This is a genomic window from Sphingobacterium sp. InxBP1 (genome assembly GCF_026191775.1).
Classification (GTDB): Bacteria; Bacteroidota; Bacteroidia; order Sphingobacteriales; family Sphingobacteriaceae; genus Sphingobacterium; species Sphingobacterium thalpophilum.
On the sequence record NZ_JAINDX010000042.1, the window covers coordinates 272,770 to 298,081 of the forward strand.

21 protein-coding genes are annotated in these 25,312 nt (G+C 41.3%); 11 read left to right on the forward strand and 10 right to left on the reverse strand.

Annotated features, from left to right (window positions below; translation table 11 throughout):
• Positions 1-50: 50 nt before the first annotated feature.
• From K7A41_RS08865 to K7A41_RS08895, 7 genes are all read left to right on the forward strand, one after another.
• Positions 51-944 carry a 1-aminocyclopropane-1-carboxylate deaminase/D-cysteine desulfhydrase gene (locus K7A41_RS08865; RefSeq protein ID WP_265713434.1) on the forward strand — a complete coding sequence of 298 codons (894 nt, stop codon included), beginning with the start codon at positions 51-53 and terminating at the stop codon, positions 942-944.
• 110 nt (positions 945-1,054) lie between these two features.
• Positions 1,055-1,618 (forward strand): NADPH-dependent FMN reductase, encoded by a 564-nt coding sequence (locus K7A41_RS08870; protein ID WP_265713435.1) that lies wholly within the window; start codon positions 1,055-1,057, stop codon positions 1,616-1,618.
• Between the two features lie 78 nt (positions 1,619-1,696).
• Entirely contained in the window at positions 1,697-2,275 is a 579-nt protein-coding gene (locus K7A41_RS08875; RefSeq protein WP_028068923.1) for a DJ-1/PfpI family protein, read from the forward strand.
• Positions 2,276-2,285: 10 nt separating this feature from the next.
• A complete protein-coding gene (locus tag K7A41_RS08880; RefSeq protein WP_265713436.1) occupies positions 2,286-2,663 on the forward strand; it encodes a hypothetical protein in 378 nt (125 codons plus the stop codon).
• Positions 2,664-2,822: 159 nt separating this feature from the next.
• On the forward strand, positions 2,823-4,892 hold the full coding sequence (gene ppk1, locus K7A41_RS08885; RefSeq protein WP_265713437.1) for a polyphosphate kinase 1: 2,070 nt from the start codon (positions 2,823-2,825) through the stop codon (positions 4,890-4,892).
• 86 nt (positions 4,893-4,978) lie between these two features.
• On the forward strand, positions 4,979-5,659 hold the full coding sequence (locus K7A41_RS08890) for a M15 family metallopeptidase (protein WP_265713438.1): 681 nt from the start codon (positions 4,979-4,981) through the stop codon (positions 5,657-5,659).
• A 2-nt stretch (positions 5,660-5,661) separates the two neighbouring features.
• Positions 5,662-6,531 (forward strand): helix-turn-helix domain-containing protein, encoded by an 870-nt coding sequence (locus tag K7A41_RS08895; protein WP_265713439.1) that lies wholly within the window; start codon positions 5,662-5,664, stop codon positions 6,529-6,531.
• On the opposite strand, the gene K7A41_RS08900 is transcribed toward K7A41_RS08895, so the two are convergent.
• The 6 genes from K7A41_RS08900 to K7A41_RS08925 form a co-directional block, all read right to left on the reverse strand.
• Positions 6,528-7,235, reverse strand: coding sequence for an HAD family hydrolase (locus K7A41_RS08900; protein WP_265713440.1), 708 nt, complete (start codon positions 7,233-7,235; stop codon positions 6,528-6,530). The genes K7A41_RS08895 and K7A41_RS08900 overlap by 4 nt on opposite strands.
• 2 nt (positions 7,236-7,237) lie before the next feature.
• Positions 7,238-8,227, reverse strand: a complete 990-nt coding sequence (locus tag K7A41_RS08905; RefSeq protein WP_028068928.1) for a lysylphosphatidylglycerol synthase transmembrane domain-containing protein — start codon at positions 8,225-8,227, stop codon at positions 7,238-7,240.
• Positions 8,217-9,170: a CDP-alcohol phosphatidyltransferase family protein gene (locus K7A41_RS08910; RefSeq protein ID WP_037532456.1), complete on the reverse strand. Its 954-nt coding sequence runs from the start codon at positions 9,168-9,170 to the stop codon at positions 8,217-8,219. The genes K7A41_RS08905 and K7A41_RS08910 overlap by 11 nt, the downstream gene beginning before the upstream one ends.
• Positions 9,151-10,035: a hypothetical protein gene (locus tag K7A41_RS08915; RefSeq protein WP_232048719.1), complete on the reverse strand. Its 885-nt coding sequence runs from the start codon at positions 10,033-10,035 to the stop codon at positions 9,151-9,153. The genes K7A41_RS08910 and K7A41_RS08915 overlap by 20 nt, the downstream gene beginning before the upstream one ends.
• Before the next feature lie 13 nt (positions 10,036-10,048).
• Positions 10,049-10,789, reverse strand: coding sequence for a nucleotidyltransferase family protein (locus K7A41_RS08920; protein ID WP_265713442.1), 741 nt, complete (start codon positions 10,787-10,789; stop codon positions 10,049-10,051).
• Between the two features lie 260 nt (positions 10,790-11,049).
• A complete protein-coding gene (locus K7A41_RS08925; protein WP_265713443.1) occupies positions 11,050-12,378 on the reverse strand; it encodes an inositol-3-phosphate synthase in 1,329 nt (442 codons plus the stop codon).
• 545 nt (positions 12,379-12,923) lie between these two features.
• Between K7A41_RS08925 and K7A41_RS08930 the strand changes: the two genes are divergently transcribed.
• The gene (locus K7A41_RS08930) at positions 12,924-14,783 is read left to right on the forward strand and encodes a CocE/NonD family hydrolase (RefSeq protein ID WP_265713444.1); all 1,860 of its coding nucleotides are present in this window, start codon (positions 12,924-12,926) and stop codon (positions 14,781-14,783) included.
• Positions 14,784-14,863: 80 nt separating this feature from the next.
• On the opposite strand, the gene K7A41_RS08935 is transcribed toward K7A41_RS08930, so the two are convergent.
• Positions 14,864-16,066: a CynX/NimT family MFS transporter gene (locus K7A41_RS08935; protein ID WP_265713445.1), complete on the reverse strand. Its 1,203-nt coding sequence runs from the start codon at positions 16,064-16,066 to the stop codon at positions 14,864-14,866.
• A 119-nt stretch (positions 16,067-16,185) separates the two neighbouring features.
• Between K7A41_RS08935 and K7A41_RS08940 the strand changes: the two genes are divergently transcribed.
• The 3 genes from K7A41_RS08940 (at position 16,186) to K7A41_RS08950 (ending at position 20,189) form a co-directional block, all read left to right on the forward strand.
• A complete protein-coding gene (locus tag K7A41_RS08940) occupies positions 16,186-16,965 on the forward strand; it encodes a helix-turn-helix domain-containing protein (protein ID WP_028068935.1) in 780 nt (259 codons plus the stop codon).
• A gap of 386 nt (positions 16,966-17,351) precedes the next feature.
• Complete coding sequence (locus tag K7A41_RS08945; protein WP_265713446.1) at positions 17,352-18,659, forward strand: NYN domain-containing protein; 1,308 nt, start codon at positions 17,352-17,354, stop codon at positions 18,657-18,659.
• 999 nt (positions 18,660-19,658) lie between these two features.
• Entirely contained in the window at positions 19,659-20,189 is a 531-nt protein-coding gene (locus tag K7A41_RS08950; RefSeq protein WP_265713447.1) for a YfiT family bacillithiol transferase, read from the forward strand.
• Between the two features lie 307 nt (positions 20,190-20,496).
• Here the strand turns inward: K7A41_RS08950 and K7A41_RS08955 are convergent, their stop codons facing one another.
• From K7A41_RS08955 to nadE, 3 genes are all read right to left on the reverse strand, one after another.
• Positions 20,497-22,977, reverse strand: coding sequence for an SEL1-like repeat protein (locus tag K7A41_RS08955; protein WP_265713448.1), 2,481 nt, complete (start codon positions 22,975-22,977; stop codon positions 20,497-20,499).
• A gap of 282 nt (positions 22,978-23,259) precedes the next feature.
• Entirely contained in the window at positions 23,260-24,174 is a 915-nt protein-coding gene (locus tag K7A41_RS08960; protein ID WP_265713449.1) for a hypothetical protein, read from the reverse strand.
• A gap of 143 nt (positions 24,175-24,317) precedes the next feature.
• Complete coding sequence (gene nadE / locus K7A41_RS08965) at positions 24,318-25,100, reverse strand: NAD(+) synthase (protein ID WP_037532467.1); 783 nt, start codon at positions 25,098-25,100, stop codon at positions 24,318-24,320.
• Between the last annotated feature and the right edge of the window lie 212 nt (positions 25,101-25,312).

Consider the following 25,312-nt stretch of genomic DNA (forward strand, 5'->3'; position numbering starts at 1 on the left):
AAAATAAACCAAATGAAACAATTTCGTTAAATTTGTTTTCATTTAATGTTATGCTGTCATTCAACATCCATAGTCCAGAGACCGAAATCTCATTGCCCGCATGGGAAAGAAAGCACATTCGGGTAACGTTGAAACGGGATGACCTGATTCATCCATTTATTTCGGGCAACAAATGGCGGAAATTAAAATATAATCTACAGGAGGCACAACAGCTTCATAAAAGTCATATTGTCACCTTCGGTGGTGCATGGAGCAATCACCTTCTCGCAACGGCCTGTGCTGGTGCCACCTTCAAATTTAAGACGACTGCTTTTGTACGTGGCGACGAACAAGTTAGTAACCCTGTATTAACGATGTGTCAGCTATTTGGCATGAAGCTTATTTACGTAGATCGCGATGCCTATAAAGACAAAGAAAAGCTCTATCAAGACCACTTTGGCGCTGATGTAACTAGCTTTTGTATTCATGAAGGTGGGTACGGTCTTCTGGGAGCAAAAGGCTGTGCTGAACTCCTGGATGAACTCCAGCAGGACTACCAGCATATCTTTGTTGCCTGCGGTACTGGCACCACCCTGGCAGGTATCGCAAAGGCTGCCGACAAAAAGGATCTCTTTGCCAAGGTGCACGGTGTACCGGTGTTAAAAAATGGCAGTTTTATTCAGAAGGAGGTTAGCGATCTTTATGCAGATCTTCCGGATCCCACATTACATCTGGATTATCATTGTGGCGGTTATGCAAAAACCACGCCCGATCTCCTGAAGTTTATACAGCAATTTATCGCCACAACAGGTATCATGATCGAACCGACATATACGGGTAAGCTTCTTTACGCGGTCGATGACCTTATCAAACACGATTATTTTACGCCAGCGGATCATCTGCTTGTGATCCATACCGGCGGCCTCACTGGACTGCTGGGTATGCACGAGCGTTTCGTTTTTTAATTGACCTAGATCAAGAAATATCGCTGATGGCCCCCTCAAGACATTATATTGACATTTTTTTAACGATTGTATTGTAAGTTTGACCTGTTTAAAAAAAAGCCGTTTAAAATATGAAAATATTAGCATTTGCAGGAACAAGCAATAAAAATTCGATCAATAAAACATTCGTGACAAGCACCGCCAAGTATTACAAAGAAGCGGACGACAGTATAGAACTTCTGGATCTGAACCATTATGAAATGCCGATCTATTCATACGATAAGGAAGTAGAACAGGGCATTCCACAGCTCGCCCACGACTTTGCCGCAAAGATGGACGCCGCTGATTTTCTTATCATTTCGCTGGCTGAGCACAATGGCTCCTATACTACAGCGTATAAAAATATTGTGGATTGGGTGTCGCGTATTCCGAACCGCAAGTTATTCAATGGCAAACCGGTGTTTTTGCTAGCGACCTCACCAGGTCCTATGGGCGGGGCTACTGTTCTCAATGCGGCGGTAAACCGCATTTCCTGGGATGGGGCTGAGATTCTCGAATCTTTTTCTTTACCCGAGTTCCATAAAAACTTTGAGGAGGGAAAGGGAATCATCAATCCGGCCCTACGCAGTCAGCTTGAGGCTAAGGTGCGCAAAACGAAACGTATTCTGGCTGAAAAATTGACCGTTCAAGGTTAACAAAAGATTGACAAAAAGCCGTTGCGAAAACCTCTTTTAATACGTAAATTGAATGCCTATTAAAAGAGGTTTTTTGATATGGCAAAAAAAGTATTATTACTTGTTGGAGACTTTGTAGAGGACTACGAAGCAATGGTTCCCTTCCAAGCGATGGGATCGATAGGAATAACCGTTGACACGGTGGCGCCGGACCGGAAAAAGGGTGATGTGGTACCCACTGCAGTACACGATTTTACCGGTGACCAGACCTATAAAGAATTAAGAGGCCACAATTTCGCGATCAATAAAGATTTTGATCAGGTCAATCCCGAGGAATATGACGGTCTCTACATAGCAGGTGGCCGATCGGCAGAGTACATCCGCCTCAATTCACGTGTACTGGAAATCACCAGGCATTTCTTTGAGAAAAACAAACCGGTGGCAGCAATATGTCATGGCATTCAAGTGCTGACTGCAGCCAAAGTTTTAGCTGGCCGCACGTTGACAGCTTATGTTGCTGTTGGTCCTGACATTGAGCTGGCAGGGGGCACATGGAAAAATATCCCGGCAGATCAGGCCATCGTGGATGACAACCTCGTTACCTCCCCTGCCTGGCCAGGCCATCAGGCCATTTTGAAAGAATTTTATAAATTGTTAAACATAAACATTACATTTTAAGCGTATTTTAATGAAGAAAAATAAAAAAGTATGGGTGTTGATCATACCGGTTTTAGTGTTGTTAGGTTTTATTTTGAAAGATAGTTTCAGCCAGAAGAGTATAGAAGATCTTCCGGGCGGCTTTAAGGAAGTGGCTTTCGTGAGAAATGAACAAAACAAAGGCGGTATCATACGTATATACGCCGTTACTGTGGGAGATGTGCTGAATGCTGATTATACTGGCTGCCTTGATCTTATGCCAATTAATGATTATGGTAGTGTCACGACAGTCTACTTTTTTGACCGCAGTGCTCCTTACCCCACTACGCTGACGATCGATCCACCATATTTTGATACGACAAAATACAAAGCCATCCAAATTTCGAAAAAGTACGGAAAGAAAAAATAAAAAGCTTGCGCGCTGGTACCTCAGAAAGCTGTCTTTTCTGGGGTATTTTTTTGCAAAATAGGTGAAGAAAACATAACTTAATAATTCTTTAACACGAAAAAATTCATTTATCACCTGTATAGCTCTAGTTTTGCTTCTAAAATTTATTTATATTTAGCTATGGCGAAAAAATTTATTCCTAGAGATGTGAGCTGGCTGAGCTTTAACGGCAGGGTACTACAGGAAGCAGCGGATGAAACTGTACCTTTGCCATTAAGAATCAAATTTTTAGGTATATTTTCCAATAACCTGGATGAATTTTTTCGTGTCCGGGTCGCAGGGCTCAAAAGAGCTATTGACCTTAAAGACAAAATCGCGAATCAAGCATTTTACGAAGACCCACAACTGATTCTGGAAGAGCTCAATATCCGTGTCATCAAGCAGCAAAAGAAATTTGATAGTACCTGGAACCGTGTTCAGAAGGATATGGCCAAACAGAACGTCTTTATTAAAACGAGCGAGGAGCTTAGTCCCGAACAGCAACAGTTTGTCAGCGAATTTTATCAGGACGAAGTAGAATCCAATGTCATTCCACTGCTTTTAGACGATATTCGGCCAATGCCCTACATCCGCGACAAAAGTCTGTACTTAGGCATAGCTATGGGAAAAAGCGAATGGAAATATGAGACACGATTTGCGGTAATCGAAATTCCTACAAGTCAGAATGGGCGTTTTCTGCAGTTGCCTGCACCAAAAGATGAAAAACACATCATCCTTTTAGAGGATGTCATTAAGTTTAATCTGCCCTTGATTTTTTCCTATTTTGGTTTTGACGTCTTCCATGCGCATGTATTTAAGGTGACAAAAGATGCTGAATTTGACATTGATAATGACATCAACACCTCACTGGTAGAAAAAATAAGTAAGGGTGTTAAAAACAGACGTAAAGGCAAACCTACAAGATTCGTATTTGACCAAGAAATGGATCCAAAATTGGTTGAATTTCTGATCAAAAAGCTTAATCTTTCCAAAAAAGACAGCATCATACCGGGACAAAAAATCCATAATTTCAAGCATTTCATGGATTTTCCAAATGTGTTTAAATCATATCATCAACCGGAGGAACGCACATCTTTTCCACATCCTTACTTCCAAAATTACGAAAGGGTAACCGATACGGTGTTAAAGAAAGATGTACTTCTATCATTTCCATATCACGAATTTAGGCCGATCATTGATTTGTTGCGCGAAGCAGCGATGGATCCTGATGTCAAAACAATACAGATTACAGCCTATAGACTGGCTTCAAACTCCAAAGTTGCGAATGCACTGATCAATGCTGCACGAAATGGCAAGGAAGTCACCGTGATGCTCGAATTACGTGCCCGTTTTGACGAGGAAAACAATTTGGACTGGAAGGAGAAACTCGAATTAGAAGGCATTAGGGTACTTACTGGCATTCCCAATAAAAAAGTGCATGCCAAATTATGTGTTATCAAAAAACGGAGCGGAACGAAAACCATTCAGTATGGTTTTGTGAGCACCGGAAACATTAATGAGAAAACAGCTAAATTGTATGGCGATTATTGTCTGTTAACCAGTAATCGGGACGTCATTGCAGATATTAATAAAGTATTCAATTATCTGAAACGCCCCAAATCAAATCCAGCAGACATCATCAAAAATTGCAAGAGTTTGTTGATCTGCCCGATTGACATGCGACGGGAATTACTTCATTTTATCGATCAGGAAATCACCGAGGCCAAAGCAGGCCGTAAAGCTCATCTTATTGTTAAAGTAAATTCAATGAGTGACAAGGAAATGATCAAAAAACTCTATGAAGCCGCCACTGCCGGCGTAAAAATCGACCTTATTGTGCGAGGAATTTATTGCGCGACCAACCAAAAGACATTTAAATCTCCAATGAACGCCATTTCGATTGTAGATGAATATCTTGAACACGCACGGGTCATGTATTTCTACAGTGCCGGCAAAGAACACTTTTATATCTCATCCGCGGATTGGATGACACGAAATCTTGACCATCGCATAGAGGCAGCCGTCAAAATCACCAGTAAAAAGATCAAAGAAGAATTAAAAGATATGCTACATATTCAGCTTAATGATAATGTCAAAGCGCGTATATTAAATAATTCATTGAGTAACCACTACGTTGAGAATAAAAAAGTGCCATGCCGCTCGCAGATTGATATATACAATTATCTGAAAAAGAAACTAAACGATCATTGAGGCTGTCCTCGCGGTCACGTACTATTGAAGAACGAGTCTTTCATTTTTTTTATTTTATTTATGCCACAAATCGTATCTTCAACCCTATGAAATTCAATTTGTGTCTATCGGTTTGTATCGGTCTTTTTTTATCGGCAGCGAAGGCGCAGCAGCCGTCGATGCCAGCAAATTTCGTTTACGTCAGCGACATCATCCCCAAAATCAGTCTGGATTTGCGTTATTGTGGCACACATAACTTTACAGGAAACCGTATACGAGGTTACGAAAAGCCCGTTGCGATATTGACCAGAAGAGCAGCCCAGGCACTGCAGTTGGTCGAAAAGCACCTGAATAGTAAAGGAATGGGCCTAAAAATCTTTGATGCATACCGCCCCCAACGTGCTGTTGATCATTTTAAGGCTTGGTCGCTCGTGCCTGGAGATACAATCGCAAAAAAGAAGTTCTACCCTTCTTTGGACAAAAGAAATCTGTTCAAACTCGGGTATATAGCCAATAAATCGGGCCATAGTAGAGGAAGTACGGTGGATCTGACGGTAATTGACCTGAAAGACGGCGAAGAAATTGATATGGGTGGTCCTTTTGATTACTTCGGTGCGCTCTCCCACCATAATTTCCCCAATCTCACAGCAAAACAAAAAGAGAATCGAAAAATGCTTCGGGAAATCATGGCCAAATATGGTTTTAAAGCTTACGATAAAGAGTGGTGGCATTATACATTGATAGATGAACCTTACCGCAAAACATATTTTGATTTTATCGTTAAATAAACATGTTTTCTAAAGCAGCCAGCGATAAAGATTTTTTTGTGTTTCATATCAAAGGAAACAAATCCAAACCTATATTGGATCCTCAGCAGCAATGTGAACTGAGAAATAAAAACCTATATTCTTTTTGTCTGATCAAAAAGGGTGAAACATCCTTTATCATCAATGACGAACGTATACAAGTAGGACAAAATCATCTGTTGCTGACAACACCTACATCTAATGTGAATGCTTCATCGGTAGCCAAATCTTGGGACTGCGAGGTTTATCTAATTTTCTTCACTACGGATTTTGTTTTCAAACTGGATTTTCAACCGGATTTTTTTGACGTCACCAAAAGTTCACTGGCCATGAACAGGAATCATATCTTGAAATTGTCTGCACAGGACGCCGGCAGTTTATGTCATTTATTCCGGCAGCTTATGCACTATGACCTACAGGAGCGTAATTTTCTGTTTAAGGATCAGATCATTAAATCCCTTTCTCAGGTATTATTTTGCGAAATAGCTCGGTTAGCCAATCAAACAACAAACATCCCCCCTGCCATACCGTCCCGAAAGAGAGATGTTTTGGCCAGCTTCTACCTTTTGTTAAAAAAATCGTTTAAGGCGGAACATCGCGTAAGCTACTATGCTTCCGCATTAGGCATTACCCCAAAGCATTTATCGGTAATTACAAAAGAATTAACGGGCAAATCTGCCATTGAGCTGATCCATCAGCTTTTGGTCGAAGAAGCCAAACACTTACTTAACCAAGGTATGCCGATTGGAGAAATTGCCCAAAAGCTGCATTTTTCCGATCAGTCCTTCTTCGGCAAATTCTTTAAACGACATGTAGGCATCACACCTAAAGAATTCGTGAAGAGAGTTGGTTAAACAAAGTCCATTAAATCAAAAATTGAAGTAAACTGCCTGTCGGCAGCCTCCGTATCCTGCAGTTTATCCTCGCCCCAGGTCTGACCTTTTAACCACAGTGTCTGGCAGCCAACAGCTTTCGCCGGAGCCATATCTTTATTATAGGAATCTCCGACTACCAAAATATCTCCAGCGGGTAATCCTATCTCTCCGACTCCCAGCGCGTATATCGCGGAATCAGGTTTACGTACACCCACCACAGCAGATTCTACGACAGATTTGAAATAGGATAAAATTCCGAAATCAGCCAATACTGTTCTCAAATTACCATAAAAATTGGAGACCATCACCATGGGATATTTATCTGCTAGCGTTGCTAACAGGGTTTTGACTTGTTCAACAGTATTTTTCGCCAAACTGTATCCGTCAAATGCAATTTTGTAGGCCAGCTCGATATCGAGTTCGTAACCCGCAGCAATTAAATATTCAAACTGAACCTTTAGTTTAGCCTCAAGTACCTGCAAAAAATTAAATTCCGGCTTGATAATAGGATGTATGGCCATCTGCCGTTCAGCATATGCATATGCCTCTTGAAAAGCACTTAGGTTCACAGGTACTTGGTATTTTTCATATCCAGACCATAGGACCGCTCCCCAATGGCCGCCATTGGTATCCAATGTTCCACCGTAATCGAAAATAATACCTTTAATTATAAATTTTTCCATTGTTATTTCTTTTTTACTATACTCATCCAGCCCAGCCCAATCATAATCCATACGATCTCCCGGATTCTGGTGACAATCCCCATAAAAATTCCAACCGAGGCCGGCAAGCCAATACTCATGACAGCCATTGCCAGTCCACCTTCTCGAGTTCCGAGCTGCATGGGGAAGAAAAATACCAGATTAGCAAATAGCGAAGACCCAGAGCTGATAATCATGGCGTCAACAAAATCGATATCGATAGCTAGGGCAAGGCCGATAAAATAAATTTCGAAACACCCCACCACCCTAGCAAAAAATTCCCAAAAAAGAGCAACATAAAAGCGATCTCGCCGGTTTTGAAATAAATTCCTAACCTGTTGATCAACATCATTCAAGGTTTCAAATTTTGCCTGAAGAACTGTATTAATTTTTTTTCCCACCACAGGTAAACGCGATAGCGTAGTCAATAGGGAAACAGTAATCCCTTTTTTATAGAACCTGGTAAATAACCAGGTACAGACAATGGCCATGATGACGATAACCGCACAAGCCAGATTGACCAACGTGCTCGCCGGTACGAACCACAAAATGAGAAAGACTGAGGCGACCCAAAACAAAATATGCGAAAGAATATGCATGACACCATATAGCAGCACCGAGGAACCCGCTTTGGAACCGCCAACATAATTTTTCAGTTCCATAATCCGATAAGGCTCCCCTCCCAACGCGACAAATGGCGTAATATAGTTGATGGCGTAGCCCGATACGGTCAACTGCAGCACTTTCCAAAAAGGTACATCTGTCTGACGAAGCAAAGGCTCTTGGATAATGGCTTTAAAGGCCAGTGCATTCATCCAATAGAGGATAGCCCAACTGCCCAATACCGGCAAAAACCACCAACCAATTTTTTCAAGATTGGTCCAGATCTCCTGTATGCCCATGGCATGTATCATATAGGCCAAGGTACCTATACCGATCAGCATGAAGAGCACTTTATAAACTTTACTGCCCATACGATGGATCATTTGTTAATTTATCGACAAAATAGCCGCTTACTTTTTCCTGCCTGTTGCACATGTAAATTAATATAGGGTTTAACACAAACATGTCGAAGAAAAAATAAATCCACGGCTGACCGATAAACAGCCAAACGAACAAAAAGATAACCCGTGTGTTGAACTGTACAATATTTGTGTACTTCATTAATGGTTTATTTTTCATCCTAAAGTCGACCATTAACTGCGTGGGTAAATTTTCTTTATATCTTGATTTAACAATATGTAGCAATTTCTGTAGCTTAGGAGATAACTTTTCCTGATTTCTGGTGTATCCCATATAACCGTTCAGCACAAACTTGCTAAAAAAGTTTTTACGCCACGAGAGCGCATCGTAATCAGCTTTCAGATCCCGTGTATTATCCAGTTCACTACCGGCCTTACCTTTGATAAAAAATAAGTGCACATTGCGATAGTAATCAGCCATAGCAGACTGAATCATATGAGAGACGCCTGCCAGGACACAAAACACCCAGAGCCATTGCGACCAGCCTTCATTTATACTACGCAGACAAATAGCAATATGGATGGAGGCAAACCAAAAATCGCCGGCGAAACCATCCAAAATTCGGCCGAAACGACTTTTGTTGTCCGTCATCCGGGCCAACTGTCCATCTGCACTGTCCAAAGAATTAGCAAAGACCAATAGCAACATACCGATCACATTGATCCATAAATCGTTATAATAAAATAAGATACCAGCGGCAACGCCAAAAAAGATGCTTATTATAGTTACCGCATTAGGTGTTATTCCGATTTTTGCACACAGCTGTGCTATGCGAAATCCGATGGGTCTATAAAACCAGATATCTATTTTCTCTTCTGTATCGTTGGATTTTAAAGATTGTTCGAATGCACTTAAATTTTCTTCGTCTATTACCTTAACTTGTTCTCTCTGCATTGTGATTCTTTTCAGTAAATTTATGGTAAACCATTTGAGCAATGGCTTCAGCCGCTTCTGTACGGCAGGGCGCAAAACTGGGCCAGTCATTTAAATCAATAATATGGAAGTCACCATTTGAATCGATAATAACGTCGCCGCCATAGATGTGGACATCCAATAGTTCTGCTGCCGAATTAGCAGCCTGTTTCAGTTTGACTAAGTCAAATGGGAAATGGACCACCTCGTCATTGATCTGTTGATAGAGATCATACTTGTGGTGATTATGTTCATAGGGATAAAAATAAAAAAAGAAGTCTGTATCCCTTACGGCATAGAACTTCAGTAAATCACCGCTCAGGTGCTCAGAAATGACAGCTTCTTTGATTCCTCGGAGAGCGTATTCATTCAAAATATGCTGGGCCTCTCTCAAACTGCCCGCAAATGTCACGTCCTCTTTATGGATCGCATGGAAGTCACCACGTTTGATCCAGACCCCTTTTCCTTTGAGTTTTTCAAAAATTGACTGTATATCCGCCACGGTAGAGATCACGATGCTCTTCGGATAGGGAATTCCTCCTTCCAACAGCTTAAGCGTCATATTCTTTCGAAAACAGTTTTCAATTCCAAATCCCGAATTCAGCACGTGAGCACCACTACTCTGAAGTATCTGTAATTTTTTCACTAATGTTTTGGTCCTGCCCATCGTCAGGATATTTTCCTGCTTTACGGTTGTGGCAGCCAAAAACTCATCCTCGTTACAAATTTCAACTGATGCTCCTTTTTCAGTCAACTTCAAAATAACCTCATTGAATATTGCTGCATCGTTTCCGACGTGATTGGGCGAGAATCGGCTTTTACGGGTTACACCTAAAATAGAAATCATTGCGCTCATTGTACTAACTAACTTCCTCACTTAAAAATTGTTCGGCAACAATACGATCTTTTAGGTGATCAATATCTACCACTTTTTCAAAGACAAACGCTTCGACACGCAAATCTTTTTTCAACAATGCTCGCTGAAAATTACGCATTCTGGAATTGCCTGTTTCGACCGATTCTAAGGCACAGTTCATTGCGGCTTTACGAAAACAATAGATACCACCTGAAACAAACTTAGATGCGGGTGTGGACTGATCGACAAAGGCCTCCACCTTTAAATCTTGATCCGTATTTACATAAAGCGGACTCTCATCGTCCACAAATGGGGTTACCGCCATAAAAGCGTCTACGTCAGCTTTGCTCCTAAAAGCCGTTAAATATTCATGAAATTCATGAGGTTTAAAAACGGTATCTGTCGTTGTCAGACAGCAGGACTCCCAGTCCGGATTGTTCTTCACCAATAAAGCAAAACTGTGCAATGAACTAGGCGTATCTTCTTCGATAAGCAGAATGGGGAGTTCAAATGCTGTATTTTGTAGAAATAGTTTTAATTCTGGCGATTGCGTATTTATGATCACATGAACCTTCTTCGCTCCTTCCTGCGCAAACAGACGAATCAATCGTTCAATCAATGGAACCCCATGTAAAGGCAGCATGGGTTTTGGCAAATTAAAGCCCTCCTTTCGCAATCGAGATCCTTCTCCCGCTGCAATGATAGCAAATTCCATTCCTTCTAATTGCAAAATAAAATCATTCATTACAAAAATAAACCCTTTGTTACGGCCCCAGTACATTCGTACCAAGGTCTACAGAGGGAATCTTAATTCCTGGCGGCCACAATCAGGTAACGACCAGAAATCATTTTGAGTTCTACCGTTCGAGTAAGTAAATTTTACCTACTGATAGCAATTGACCGTTTAAAAAGCCGAATGCGAGATGCAAACTCAAAAATCAATTATCTGAAGAAAAAGGGGAAAAATCACATCCAGCAATTATTCCCCTTTATACTAAATGCACTTTATTGGATACTATCTACCAACTCTTGGTAATAATCCAACCCTAGGTGCGTAATCAAATCTTCGCCCATAATGTGGCGTAAGGTATTTTGTAACTTCATCAACTGTTTAAAGATGTCGTGTTCAGGAGGTAACCCAGGCGCTGTCTGAGGTGATTTTAAATAAAATGACAGCCATTCTTGGATACCAGACATACCAGCACGTTGCGCTAGGTCAATGAATAAAGCCAAATCCAAAGCGACGGGAGCGGCTAAAATAGAGTCACGGCACAAGAAGTTGATCTTGATTTGCATTTTGTATCCCAACCAGCCGAAAATATCGATATTATCCCACGATTCCTTATTATCACCGTGCGGAGGATAATAATTTATGCGCACTTTGTGGTAAAGGTCCCCGTATAATTCTGGATTCTTTTTCGCATCGAGAATTTCTTCCAAAACGGATAATTTTGAAACTTCTTTTGTTTTGAAATTTTCTGGATCGTCCAATACCAATCCATCACGGTTACCCAAAATATTCGTGGAGAACCACCCCTCAACGCCAAGCGCTCTGGCCTGAAGACCTGGTGCCACGATGGTCTTCATCAATGTCTGACCGGTTTTAAAATCCTTCCCAGCAATCGCTACACCAGTCTCTTGTGCCAATTCAACAATAGCAGGCACATCGCAGGTTAAGTTCGGCGCACCATTTACATAAGGAGCCCCTTCCTTCAAGGCCGCATAACAATAGATCATGCTAGGAGGTATGCGTTGATCGTCATTATCGATCGCCGCCTCCAGCTTCGCCAAAGTAGAAAACGCATCATTTGTTTCGATATAGCGCTCTGTAGAACCACACCAGACCAAGACAACACGATCCAAGCCATTTTTTTCTTTAAACTCGCGAATATCACGCTGTACCGCTTCGGCCAGCTCACGACGAGTTTTCTCGGATTTCACGTGTGTCCCATCGAGATTTTTCACAAAATTACGATCAAATACGGCTTTCATTGGTTGAATCGATTCCAATTCAGCTTTTACGGCATCCAATTGACTCTGTTCCAATACCTGTGCCTTCGATGCAGCTTCGTATACATTATCTTCGTACACGTCCCATCCACCGAATACGATGTCTTCCAACTTTGCTAAAGGGACAAAATCCTTAATCAATGGATTTCTGTTCTCAGTGCGTTTGCCCAGACGGATTCTGCTCAATTGCGAAACAGATCCAATTGGCTTTGAAAAACCTTTGTTTATCGATGCCACCCCAGCGATTAAAGTTGTAGCCACAGCCCCTAATCCCGGAATAAGAATGCCCAATTTACCCTTGGCATCTTTCACTTGTTGTCCCATATTAATTCTATATACTTAATTTGTTATTTAATTGATGTTTTATGATAAAATAATTCTTAAAATTAGCTTAAAAAAACATATTTCATATTCTTCACCACGGAATTTATAAATTCGTGACAAACACAGTTTCTGCTTACGTTCAAAAATGCCAAATATGCTGAATAGTCAAAGCTATCTGCCGCATCAGCATATACTTTCACGTTCCATTTGACTGAGATATAATGCTTTCAGCTCCATGAAGCAAAAATAAATATTATCATAACTAATTTTATTCAATATATTAACATTAAAAAATTAATCCAAATACAATTCAAAAAAAGTTGTTCTTTCCAAAAAATTGGTCGATTTTTCTTTTTACATACCACATAAATATGACAATAAAATTGGAAAATGTTTGCCGGAGCGCTACCTTTAGACTGAAATCTACACCGAGGCAAAACGATTATCTATGGATGTGAACCTGTTTTGATTTAAATACAATCAGGTTATCAAAGAAAATAATGGCGTTGCCCCTGTAAACGAATATGAACAAATACCATTAAACAATGAAAGCAACCATTTCTATAGTAACCTTGGCAATTTTAGGTAGCACGCAGCTATCCGCACAGTCCGCTGCGGATTCGGCCTATGTGAGGGATTATTACGAAAAGACTGAAATAGAAATCCCGATGAGAGATGGCAAGAAATTATTCACGGCCATTTACAGTCCAAAAGACAAATCAAAAAAATATCCGGTTCTATTAAACCGGACACCTTACACTGTAGGGCCTTATGGACAAAACGCATACAAGAAAAGCTTGGGAAACTTCCCTTCCATGATGCGTGACGGTTATATTTTTGTTTATCAGGACGTGCGCGGCAAATGGATGAGTGAAGGAGATTTTGAGGACGTCCGACCGACGAGTTTGAGTAAAGACAAAAAAGCAATTGATGAAAGTACAGACACCTATGACGTACTCGAATGGCTACAGAAAAACTTGAAAAACTACAATGGAAAAGCTGGGCTTTACGGCATTTCCTATCCCGGCTTTTATTCTACTGTGGGTTTAGTCAAAACGCATCCTAGCCTTAAAGCAGTTTCGCCACAAGCTCCTGTGACCGACTGGTATATTGGCGACGACTTTCATCACAACGGGGTACTATTTTTACAAGATGCCTTCACGTTTATGTCTACATTTGGCGTACCTCGACCCAAGCCCATTACACCTGACCAGTTTAAGAACAACATTCAGATTAAAGAAGCGGACAAATATAACTTTTTTCTCCAGGCGGGGACGGCCAGAGAGCTCAAAGAAAAATATTTCGGAGACTCCGTACGCTTCTGGAACAACCTTTTTAATCATCCTCATTATGATGAATTCTGGAAATCCCGTGTAATAACCAATTATATTGGCGATGTCAAACCAGCGGTCATGGTAGTCGGCGGTTTTTTCGATGCCGAAGATGCCTATGGAACCTTTAAGACCTACCAGTCCATAGAAGAAAAAAGTAAAGCCAACAACTCGATTTTAGTCGCGGGTCCCTGGTATCACGGGGGCTGGGTACGTGCCGAAGGTGATTATCTGGGCGACATCCACTTTGAAAAAAAAACAAGCATCACCTATCAGGAGAAATTTGAGCAACCTTTCTTCAGATACCACCTAAAAGGGGAAGGCGACTTTGATGCTGCTGAAGCAAACATCTTTGTTTCGGGAAGCAATGAGTGGAAACAATTTGAGCAATGGCCCCCAAAAAATATAGAGACCAAAAAGCTTTACTTTCAGCCGCAGGGCAAATTGGGTTATGAAAAGGTGCAGCGTACGGATTCGTGGGACGAATATGTGACCGATCCCGACAAGCCAGTACCGCATCAAGGTGGACTTATCGAGAACCGCACACGCGAGTATATGGTCGATGACCAACGCTTTGCCGCTAGCAGGCCTGATGTCATGGTTTATCAAACGGAACCGCTAGCGGAAGATATTACTATAGTAGGACCTATCCGGAATTTCCTGAGGGTATCTTCAACAGGTACCGATGCTGACTATGTGGTTAAATTAATCGACGTATATCCTATTGACGCGCCAAGTTATCAAGGAAAAACCATGGCTGGCTATCAGATGCTGGTTCGCGGAGAGATCATGGCCGGAAAATATAGGAATGGTTTCGAAAAAGCAGAAGCCCTGACACCGGGAATGGTCGAAAAAGTGAACTTTGTGATGCCTGATATCGCTCACACATTTAAAAAAGGGCATCGCATTATGATTCAGGTACAAAATTCCTGGTTTCCATTAGCTGAACGAAACCCGCAAGTTTTTATGGAGCCTTATACAGCTACCAAAGCTGATTTTCGTAAAGCTACACAACGGATCTTTCATGATGTCAACAATCCGACTTATATTGAGTTCGATATCCTAAAAAATTAATGGGTCTATACCTTCGGATCGCTTTCAACAATAGATCAAGCTCATTATTCTTTCTAATAATGAGCTTGATGATTCGAACATTAATGCTCTTCCACATATTTGTTATCACCTGCTTTTAAACCGGCAAACAAAAGCACAACAGTACCAGCTGCGAGGAAAAAAAATGAGTATCTCCAGGATGGATCCACTTCATGTAATTTTCCGAAAATCGGTGGCCCGAAAGCAGCAATTAAATAACCTATGGACTGTGCCATGCCTGAAATTTTGATTGCATTGCCCGCAGTTTTGGCCCGTAATGTAAAAAATAGAATAGATAAACTAAATGATAAACCGTTGGAAAACCCTAAAAGTATAGCCGCAAAATAAATTCCTTCAAGTTTATAGAAACAGAATAACAGTATACTTCCGAGCATTCCGATAGCGACAACTGCAGCCAGTAAGCGCTGTTTTCTCATACGGTAGGCCATGACAGGGCCGACAAACATACTAGGAATCATCGCAATCTGAATTAAAAACAGCAGCCAACCTGTATCTTTTGACGCCATTCCGTAGTCGATAAGGACCTGAGGAAGCCATGAAATTAAGCTGTAATACACCAGTGATTGGACCCCCATAAAAAGACTAATATACCAAGCGAGCCTTGATCTAAAAATATGTCCGACACCTTTTTGTGTCTTTTGGGATGAAACTTTGATAGCCTGCCGTGTGTGTCGCCAATCAAATAAAATGGCAATAATGGACAATAATACCAGAATCCCCCAAATACCCAGCGATCCCTGCCAACCTAAAGCTGTCCATTCGCCGAGGCGTACGCTGAAACCAGAAGCGAATGCAGCAGTCAAGTTCATCGCTACTGCGAACAGCCCAGTCATCAATCCAATATGATCTGGAAAACTCCTCTTGATATATCCAGGTGCCACTACATTCCCAACGCAAATTCCTAACCCGATCATTACTGAGCCGGCAAATAAGCCCAATAAGCTTCCCGTAACGCGGATGAACAGACCTGCGCCAAGAACGATAAGGCCCGTCAGCAGAAAATGATGCATACCTTGTGTATGTGAATATCTGCTCACGTAAACAGAACAGCTGGCGAACATAAAAAGCGGGATAGCCGTCAATAAACTGCTTTGAAAAGCACTTAGATGAAGGTCCAAACTGATCTCTTCGAGAACTGGACCCACGGCAGTAATAGGCGAACGCAGATTGGTGGAAACCAGGATAACGACGAGCACCGGCAACCAGCTCCAGGCCACAACAGCTGTTTTTTGATTTTCTTTCATTGTCATTAAGTTTTACGGCTCAGAGCCATCTGAAGATTGTAAATAGATGCATTATCATTTCTTGCAAAGATATACCGAGGTATTTAATTAAATTTGTCATTAATTTAACGCAAAACGACATGAGCTGTTCCGAACATATAGCAATTATAGAAGGCATAAAAAAATCCAGTTTTGTCTGGTTTGAGGAAAACTGGATTCACGATGACCAGCCGCATACACATCGCAAAGCCCAACTTATCTACGTAGAGCAGGGCTTTCAATACTTAACTGTAGAAGGAAAAATGTATCTATTACCACAGAATCACGTGGCTTGGGTCCCCGCGAACGCATTACATAAAACCGACACGCAGTCGGAGCGCATCAAGCTGATGATTCTTTTTTTCGACATGGAAGCAGAAGATATTTTTTTCAAAAACGTTCAGATCTTCGCTGCGCCGAGGGTATTAAAAGAGATGATTCTGTATGCTGAAAAATGGTCGAAACTCACAGAGGAGAACGAGCACGAAAATGTTTTTCTGCGTGCCCTATTGAACGAACTCCCCTATTTTGGAGCTAAAGTGGTACATTTGGGCATCACACTCCCCAAAGAAAACAGACTGCAGCCTGTCTTAAACCACTTACATGATCACTATATGCAGTCAATCAAAATGGATGAAATTGCATTGTTATCTCATTTATCACTTCGCACCATTGAGAGGCTGTTTAAAAAGGAGACCGGCATGACCTTGGCAAAATATCAGCAATTACTGCGGATTGTTAAAAGTCTTGAACTTTTAAGTACGAAAGATCTGACTATATCACAAATCGCCTATAAGGTGGGTTACCAGAGCTTGCAGGCTTTCACAAATAGCTTCTACGCGGTGATGGGTTATCGCCCCTCGGCATTTGTCGAAAATTAGACGGACCAGTTCATTGTAGTCATAAATCTACATAGATGGAATTATCTCAAAAAAAAATATTAAATAGTTGCAAAAGTGTAAAATACACACTATCTTTGTTCTATCATAATTTAGGTTTATAATTGGTTATTTAAGGTTTTCATTCTCCCCGTTTGAAAACCTTTTTTTATGCTTATGCAATCAAAATTCACCGATGTTGTTCCACATGAGGGTCGGATTTTTTCAGTTTTACTCATAATAACAGGAATGCCATTTTTAGTTTGAGTAAATAAAATGACCGAAAAGTCATTATTATCCTCAACAATAACGTATTTTAGCCATAAGTTCGAATAAGCTACTTATTTGGAGACTAAACAGTAAAATACATTGAAAAAATAATTAAGTATATGGCAGAACATGGGGACTTACAAATTGCAATATTAATCGATGCAGACAATATGTCTTATCGGAAGATAGAAGAGATTTTGAATGAAGTGAAGAGGTATGGAATACCGACCATTAAGCGAATCTATGGAGACTGGACGAATCCCTATGTCGAGAAATGGAAAGATAAGCTCCTTACCCACGCCATTACGCCTATACAACAGTATAGTTATACGCAGGGTAAAAATTCTACAGATGCTGCTTTAATTATCGATGCTATGGATATTCTACACTCTGACCGAGTTGATGGCTTCTGCATTGTTTCCAGCGACAGTGACTTTACACGTTTAGCAACCCGTCTCAGGGAGTCCGGCAAATTGGTCATCGGTATCGGCGAGAAAAAAACGCCAAAACCGTTTATCGCCTCCTGCGACAAATTCATTTATGTTGAGATTTTCGAAAAGAATCCAAAAAAAGAATCCAATGCAAAGAAAAAGCAGCAGAACCCACCCAAGCCGATAGATCACCCAGCCAGTATAGCTGTGCTCGATGAAGAAACACTCGAATTGCTAAAAGACACTGTTGACGATACGGCGGATGAAAACGGATGGGCATTTCTGGGTGAAATCGGTAGCCTTTTTAACAAAAGGAAGCCGGATTTTGATGCCCGGAATTATGGCTACGACAAGATGTCTCATCTTTTTAAAGCCTATAAAGAAGACTTTGAAATAGAAGAACGAAATACGGACAAGTCCAGAATCAAGCATTACTATATCCGTAATATCATCAAGCGCCCATTGGCTGCAACGCAGACTTCAGTAGCGGCAGAGGAACGAAAAGAACCTATGCAAACAGCTCCTGTTTCTAGTATAACAAAAGGAGAAGTCAAACCCTCAGGTCAAAATGCACGCAAAAAAGGCCGTCAGGAAAAAAAACGTCAAGACACAGCTTCGGAAAATACAATACCTGAAGTAACGGTGGAGCAGCAGCCAGTAGAAGCTCAACAAGAACAGGCTGTCACCGCGTCCGATGCCCCATATCGCATGCTTTTCCCTGCTAAGGGAAATAAAATCACAGCAGACGATGTTAAGAAGTCTCAGATCCGAATTACGAAAGACTTTAAGCCTTTATTTCCCACCAAATCACAAAAATTGAGAATCGCGATTGACACGAAGGAATACGAATGTAACTTCAATTACCGTGGCCGAGGATTCCATGTACTTAAATTAGGAAAGGAAGCCGCGACACAGCTGGGTTTGGCCGAAGGAATTCAACTAGAAATCACCAAGCTCAATGACCATAGCTTTAGCTTCCGGAGCTCCACTATTTAAGAAAAAAATTACATGCGCTGATAGCATAGACGTGATCAGCGCATAAAATAAAATTCACTGAAAACAACGAGTATTAACTGAACATTTTCTCATTATATTTGGATTTAAGACGACTGTAAGTGATGAATATGTTTAAATGTTGTATTTCAGCATCCATAGTACTCGCTGTCTTATTGTGCGGCTGTGATCCAATACGTACGGTGCAAATCCGGCCACAAAAAGAAGATAGGCGCATCTTGGTTTATTTAAAATCAACAGATGTCACACATGTGGGGATCTCCTCTCCAGAAAATCCGATCGACATATCGTTAAGAAGCAGCCCTGAATTTAGGCAACATTACTCTATTGGAAAATGGGATTCCCAGTCTATTCACGATTTATTGGTCAATCAAATTGATTCCATAGTGATTTTCAATGGCACACAAAAAAAATCCTATAGGACAGCGACTTCGCTTCAGAAGTTTCTGGAATCAAAACGTCAAACATTTTCAAAACATGTTATATTACTAAAATAAACAGATAATCACCTCGGAGATGATGAGGTAGCCATTTGTTTCACTATCGGCTACCTGCAACTTCTATTGTAAATGATAACTTTCGTCAATCGGAACAACTTTTCTATTTACTTTACAAAGTCACGAGCTTGTTCGTTAATCTGTGTTTTTAGCAGTTCTTCGTCAGCGCGCTTTGGGTTTCGAGGTAGCACCTCATAGGTGTTACTTGCAGTTTTCATCCATTCGACGAAGAGGTTCCATCCAGACTCCTCTGCATTAATCTATTCGTTTAAACTCTTCATCCCTATCCTCAATGTTCAAAATAGGCTACCGCGTTTGAGCCCTGTAGCGTACAACGAATAGCACTGACAAAAGCCGAAATTACCATAATTCTCCCTTTCATCCAAGCAGTCCAGAACAGCGCCCAAAATCATTAAAACTCATGATCTTTAGAATTTACATATAGAGATGAGGAACCTTACATCATTTTTCACTAATTTTAGCTATGCAACATGAATTAGAAAAACTAAGATATCCCATTGGCCGTTTTGCCGTACCTGACTATATCGATACCCAATTGCTGCAGGATTGGATAAAAACGATTGCCAATTTTCCAACGCGCATTAAAACCGAAGTCAGTGGGCTCACGGACACCGACTTAGAGAAACGTTATAGACCGGATGGCTGGACAATCAAACAAGTGGTACACCATTGTGCTGACAGCCATATGAATAGCTTTATCCGCTTTAAGCTGGCGCTGACGGAAGATAATCCTACGATAAAATTATATGAAGAGCAACACTGGGCAGAACTTGCGGATGCAAAAAATGTCTCGATTGATAGTTCTGTTAAATTGCTTGAAGGTTTGCATGAGCGTTGGGAAACGCTTTTGACCAATTTAAGCAACGAACAGCTTGAGAGGACCTTCATTCATCCGGCAACCAAGAGACTGATCTCATTGAAAGTCAACATAGGACTATACGCATGGCATTGCAACCATCATCTGATGCATATCGTGAACGCTAAAAATCGTTAATAGTTTTTACCATAGCGATGTATGAAGTGTTATCGCTATCGAATCGCAATAACACTTCTGTGCTTTATCACAGGTCTAGAGACAGTAACCAGATCACCACAATTAGCCCCCCAAACGTGAGGCCAATCACACCAGATACCAAAAACATACGTAGATAATAGGCCAGGCTGTTCGTTTTTTTCTGGACAATATGAACTATTCCTAAAACGAGGCTATAGAATACTCCAGTGCTCCCGAAGAGCAACAGAGCAAGATCTATCAGCAAAGATGTAAAATCTAGATTCGCAGAAGATAGCATACCGAACCGTTATTTTTCCACATCTACATTATTCTCTGCTGCAAAATTGAGCCAAAAAGCATATTTCTCACTATTAGCGAAGCTGCTGCCCGTTTGATAGTAGTACAATAGACGATTTACTGCATATGCATACACTGCATCATTGTTTGCCTGTTCATAATACTTTAATGCCTTGGAAATGCTTTGCTTTACGCCCAATCCTTCTTCATACAGAATACCATAGTAAATCGCTGCGTACTGTCCCGCTTCATCTTTTTTTAGACAGCGTATCAAATTAGAATAATCCTGTTGCTGGTAGTAAATTTCAGCCATCTGTGCATAGTTGGCAATTCCGCCCTTCTCTGCCTGTTTAAAATAGGAAAGAGCACGTGCATAATCTTGTTCGACATGCTCATCGTCGAAATACAGATTGCCCAGATTGCTCATGGCTTGAGGTTCACCCAATTCCGCTGCTCTCGAATAGGCTTTTATTGCTTGTTCAATATTCAGCTCCACGCCAAAACCTGTCGCATGGAGGAAGCCCCAATTGGTCCATGCTTTTGCGTGATCCTGTTTCATCGCCTGTTCATAAAACTGCCGTCCCCTGGCGATATCCAGAGTCTCTTCATAATCGGCATCCGTATAAATATTTCCCAACACATACTGACAGTCTGCACTTCCCCTGGAGGCACCAATGGTCAACAGCCGAATGGCGTCTTTTATATTTTGTGTATCATAAAACCGCTGGCCTTGCTCATAGAGCGTTTCATTATCGAAATAACTTTCATATCCAACACCTTTTTGTTTTGTCCATCGCTGATAAAAAGCAATAAAATAACTTTGGTCATGTCCTTGAAGACTGTACCGTTCCTCGTATAAACGCCCAAATGCCGTTTCGGGAATCTCGACAGGATGGCGTGCTGGGTTGAGATAAAACAATTGTGTTCCTTTGAATAACAGCAATAGCGCAGCCTCATTATCCTCCACTTTAGGGTAATAAAAAGGAGCACAAATATAATCATACAACTCACCACGCACATTTACTTTGGTGTCATAATAAAACATGCCATCGGCCTGCTGAATACGCATAAACTCCAAAAAACAATGTTCAATCTTCTCATAATTGGGATCAGGGCTGAGAAGCCAATGATCGTGATAGGCGTCATATATCCCCTGGCCCATCGGCGAGACAATAATGAAAATGTCTTTTCGATATTGTTGTATACTATCAATCAAAACTTTATTAATCTGCAGATCCCGCAGTCGATAATCATGGTGTTTCAGAGACAAGACAAACCAACCTTTTTCCTTAAGATAAGCCACACTACGATAATCGTCCAGTGTAACAATACGGTCAATATCATTGTCGAGAATAGCCCCGTCCGGTTTAATAATAGCGATCTTCTTCTGCAATTTATTAGGTTTAATCCAGAAATAACCGTTAAATAGAGGCAATAGGCTATCTTCCAAAAATTCACCTAGATACTTCCCATCCATACGGAAGTACTTTCGCTTCATGCTGCCTTTTTGACGACAATAAAAAAGCTTATGATAATCATAATTAAAAGGCGAAGTCGCAGGCTCACCAACCACCAATGTGCCTTCAGCAGAAAAAAGAAAATTCTGTTCTCCCCGCATTGCATTCAAATACCCGTATGTCAACCAGCTCAATTCGTCATATGCTGCAGGTATACACAGCCGATTACCTTCCACATGTAACAATCCCCATTTGCCCATCACTTCTACTTCGCCGTAATTTATTCCATTGATATACCGTGCATCAAAAGCTTCTACATACTGACAAGGAACCAATTCTACTCCAAGATCATTGATGTATCCAAATAGCTGATCCTGTTGGACGACAGCCACACCAGCTTCATTAAACTCAAATATTTCCTCGTAGACGGCAGGAAGCAATAACTCGCCGTTGGCATCTTTTAGTCCGTATTTTCCATTTTCTTCGAATACTTCAGGACCTCTACCTACGAGAACATCTTCTTCCCATAAGCCAAGTCCGTAATTGATCCAATCCGTCTGAAGCATCTCGAGAAAACTCGCATATCCTGAATTTTGCAATATTGGTAGCAAAGGATCTAAAGACCGCTGTTCTACTGCCTGCGCATATAAAAGTCCATTCGCCTTTATCTCTTCCGCCCAAGCGTGCGCCTGCAGAGTATGCTTCTCCTCGTTCATATTGAAAACGTCCCCCCCATCGATACAAAAGGTATCAAAAGGTAAATTTTCCAAAAAAGCAAACATCCTGTCTACCGGTTCGTAGTACTGTTTTTTATAATGAAGCTGATACTGGTCAGCCAACAGGACAAAAAAGTACCGAAGACGTGTAATACCATCTTGCTTATCTGCATACAGCTGGGTTCCTTTAGACCGAATATTCGACGTAAACAAAGGAAGCGTCAGCGCAGGAATTTCATATTTCCATTCGGCCAGATATGATGAAAATCTTTCGTTCGTCTTAAAATCTACATTATAAATATAAATACGGTGTGCCATAGTGTTGTATTGCGAATTCCTATCAAGTTTTATGGAAATTTCAGCAAGGTAAAAATACGGTTAATATAAAAAAACAGATTCACTGAAAACAGGGATTTTTCTATTGGAATGCAAGCATCTGCACCATTCGCTGCACATTTTTTCCGATATAAATCGGATCTGCGGCAGGATATGAAATTGTTTTTCGGAGTTCTTTTAGATCTATAGTACCGTCCGCTAAAGAACCGTTTTACTTGATAAATCTCGCATAGCTATATTTCTTTCGCAGCAATCGCCATAACACTATAAAATTACCTCGGTCGAATTTTTGATCTGTATTCCATATTTTTCTTTCATTGATTCAAAGGCCTGTTGCGTCACAGACTCAAACCCTGAGATCGGCGACATACAATCGGTCAACAAGGTTATTCGAGATGTAATGGCTTTATCTTCTTTAAAATATTCCAATATTTGAGCAGCAGATGCGAGCACGCAATGGCTTGATGCCTGCCCTGCAATATAAATGGCATCGTATGCTTGTATGGCATCGAGCACGGCATGGTTAATAAATCCATTAGCGTCATATTCTGCTTTAATAATTCCATACATCTCGGTATATGGATTCTGCCCTTTGTAGACGAGCAGCGGTTTGGCCTTACGCACAGCACTATGAAAATAAAGCATATTGGTAAACTGGGTTTCCAGTTGAGCTCCGAAGCTACCCTCCAAGCAATGGTACGGCCAGATGCACAGCTCATTTTTACCTTCAGCAGCCAAATTTTTCAGGTAGTTTTTGGACTGCTCTAAGCTATCCGCATAAGTGACGGTCCAGATTCCCTCCACAACATCCTCGTAGCGTATGATCGTAAAAGGCTGGGGATGGTTACCCGCTTTGTCCACCCACCAGCCGGCATGGAAAATCTGTAGGAGTGAATGTGAGTCAAGGCTACACATGATCTGGGTCAGAGAAGCCATATTTTTGTACATCCAGCGTGTGAGGCGCTGCACATCACTTTTGGAGCCGGTGACGGGAAGGCTGCCGATCGATTCCATAAAATCGTTCTGTACATCAATTGCCAAAAGCAGGTTCCGCTTTTTGTCCAATGCTGCTGATGGGAGATTTTCTTGTTCCGCTAATGCCAATATGTCCTGAATATCGCCTCTTTTTTCAGAGGCGATCTCATTTACATCGACAATCCGTTCATATGTTGTTTTCATTTGTCAATAAATTAGTATCACTTCCACGATATCTATCCATCTTTTGTCCAGCCGGTCATTTTCCATGCTGCTTTCTCCTATGCATGCCGATAAGCATGCGGCTAAAACTTAAAACCGGCCAGACCTACTTGCCTGGCAGGTATTTAGCCTTTGAAGACTGGGATAGCCGCAAACTTATGTGCAGACTGTTCCTGGCGTTTGCGGATAAGTTCATCAACCGCTAGATCGCCGGATGTTCCCGTTAAAATAAAAGCATCAATCTGCGCATAAGTCATGCCAAGTTCATCTTCATCTGTCTGACCTTCCCATAGCCCTGCTGAAGGACGCTTCTGCTGAATGGATTCCGGAATACCGAGAAATTTAGCCAAAGTATATACTTCTTGTTTGGTGACGAGTGCCAATGGATTGAGGTCATAGGCACCATCTCCCCATTTTGTGAAATACCCTACGGTAGCCTCAGCCATATTGCCAGTGCCGATGACAAAGCGGCTACCCAGTTGCGCAAATTCATATAGGTACGTCATACGGACACGGGGGCGAATATTAGCTAAACTCAATACACGATGAGGCGTACTCGAAGCTACAATATAAGTCTCATTGCGGATTACCAGGGCATCAACAGCCGACTGGATATCAAAGATATGGTAAGGAAAATTAAACTTATCGATCAGTTCCATGGCATGTGCATGGCTCTTGCTATTGTGCATATCGCTTCCATAAGGCATCATAATCAAATGGATATCCACTTTCGCCATGAGGCAGAGACAAGCAACCACGCTGCAGTCGATGCCGCCGCTCATGCCAAGTACCACTCCACGACGACCAGCGGCAGTCACCTGTTCCGCAATCCAGGTTGCCATTTGCCGTGCATATTGCTCAACATTTTCATCGGTGATGAAAAAAGATTTCCTTAGGTTATTTTCCATATATGCTCTGATTGTTTCCGTTTTAATCTGTTTCTTATCTCCTCAAAACTTTCTATGCTGACAAACATTCCATCTACGTAATTTATCTGCAACAAATTTCGGTCCGTTAATTGAGCGGCCCCGGTCGGATTGACATCATCTATAAGCTGAAGGTCCATCTTTTTAAAGACCACTGCAACCATTCCCTTCTGCGATTCTTTAAATTGCCCGCA

Excerpts from the sequence above, each read along its gene's own strand:
- K7A41_RS08865 (WP_265713434.1), top strand. The coding sequence starts at position 51 with ATGCTGTCATTCAACATCCATAGTCCAGAGACCGAAATCTCATTGCCC.
- K7A41_RS08870 (WP_265713435.1), top strand. The coding sequence starts at position 1,055 with ATGAAAATATTAGCATTTGCAGGAACAAGCAATAAAAATTCGATCAAT.
- K7A41_RS08875 (WP_028068923.1), top strand. The coding sequence starts at position 1,697 with ATGGCAAAAAAAGTATTATTACTTGTTGGAGACTTTGTAGAGGACTAC.
- K7A41_RS08880 (WP_265713436.1), top strand. The coding sequence starts at position 2,286 with ATGAAGAAAAATAAAAAAGTATGGGTGTTGATCATACCGGTTTTAGTG.
- ppk1 (WP_265713437.1), top strand. The coding sequence starts at position 2,823 with ATGGCGAAAAAATTTATTCCTAGAGATGTGAGCTGGCTGAGCTTTAAC.
- K7A41_RS08890 (WP_265713438.1), top strand. The coding sequence starts at position 4,979 with ATGAAATTCAATTTGTGTCTATCGGTTTGTATCGGTCTTTTTTTATCG.
- K7A41_RS08895 (WP_265713439.1), top strand. The coding sequence starts at position 5,662 with ATGTTTTCTAAAGCAGCCAGCGATAAAGATTTTTTTGTGTTTCATATC.
- K7A41_RS08900 (WP_265713440.1), bottom strand. The coding sequence starts at position 7,235 with ATGGAAAAATTTATAATTAAAGGTATTATTTTCGATTACGGTGGAACA.
- K7A41_RS08905 (WP_028068928.1), bottom strand. The coding sequence starts at position 8,227 with ATGGGCAGTAAAGTTTATAAAGTGCTCTTCATGCTGATCGGTATAGGT.
- K7A41_RS08910 (WP_037532456.1), bottom strand. The coding sequence starts at position 9,170 with ATGCAGAGAGAACAAGTTAAGGTAATAGACGAAGAAAATTTAAGTGCA.
- K7A41_RS08915 (WP_232048719.1), bottom strand. The coding sequence starts at position 10,035 with ATGATTTCTATTTTAGGTGTAACCCGTAAAAGCCGATTCTCGCCCAAT.
- K7A41_RS08920 (WP_265713442.1), bottom strand. The coding sequence starts at position 10,789 with ATGAATGATTTTATTTTGCAATTAGAAGGAATGGAATTTGCTATCATT.
- K7A41_RS08925 (WP_265713443.1), bottom strand. The coding sequence starts at position 12,378 with ATGGGACAACAAGTGAAAGATGCCAAGGGTAAATTGGGCATTCTTATT.
- K7A41_RS08930 (WP_265713444.1), top strand. The coding sequence starts at position 12,924 with ATGAAAGCAACCATTTCTATAGTAACCTTGGCAATTTTAGGTAGCACG.
- K7A41_RS08935 (WP_265713445.1), bottom strand. The coding sequence starts at position 16,066 with ATGAAAGAAAATCAAAAAACAGCTGTTGTGGCCTGGAGCTGGTTGCCG.
- K7A41_RS08940 (WP_028068935.1), top strand. The coding sequence starts at position 16,186 with ATGAGCTGTTCCGAACATATAGCAATTATAGAAGGCATAAAAAAATCC.
- K7A41_RS08945 (WP_265713446.1), top strand. The coding sequence starts at position 17,352 with ATGGCAGAACATGGGGACTTACAAATTGCAATATTAATCGATGCAGAC.
- K7A41_RS08950 (WP_265713447.1), top strand. The coding sequence starts at position 19,659 with ATGCAACATGAATTAGAAAAACTAAGATATCCCATTGGCCGTTTTGCC.
- K7A41_RS08955 (WP_265713448.1), bottom strand. The coding sequence starts at position 22,977 with ATGGCACACCGTATTTATATTTATAATGTAGATTTTAAGACGAACGAA.
- K7A41_RS08960 (WP_265713449.1), bottom strand. The coding sequence starts at position 24,174 with ATGAAAACAACATATGAACGGATTGTCGATGTAAATGAGATCGCCTCT.
- nadE (WP_037532467.1), bottom strand. The coding sequence starts at position 25,100 with ATGGAAAATAACCTAAGGAAATCTTTTTTCATCACCGATGAAAATGTT.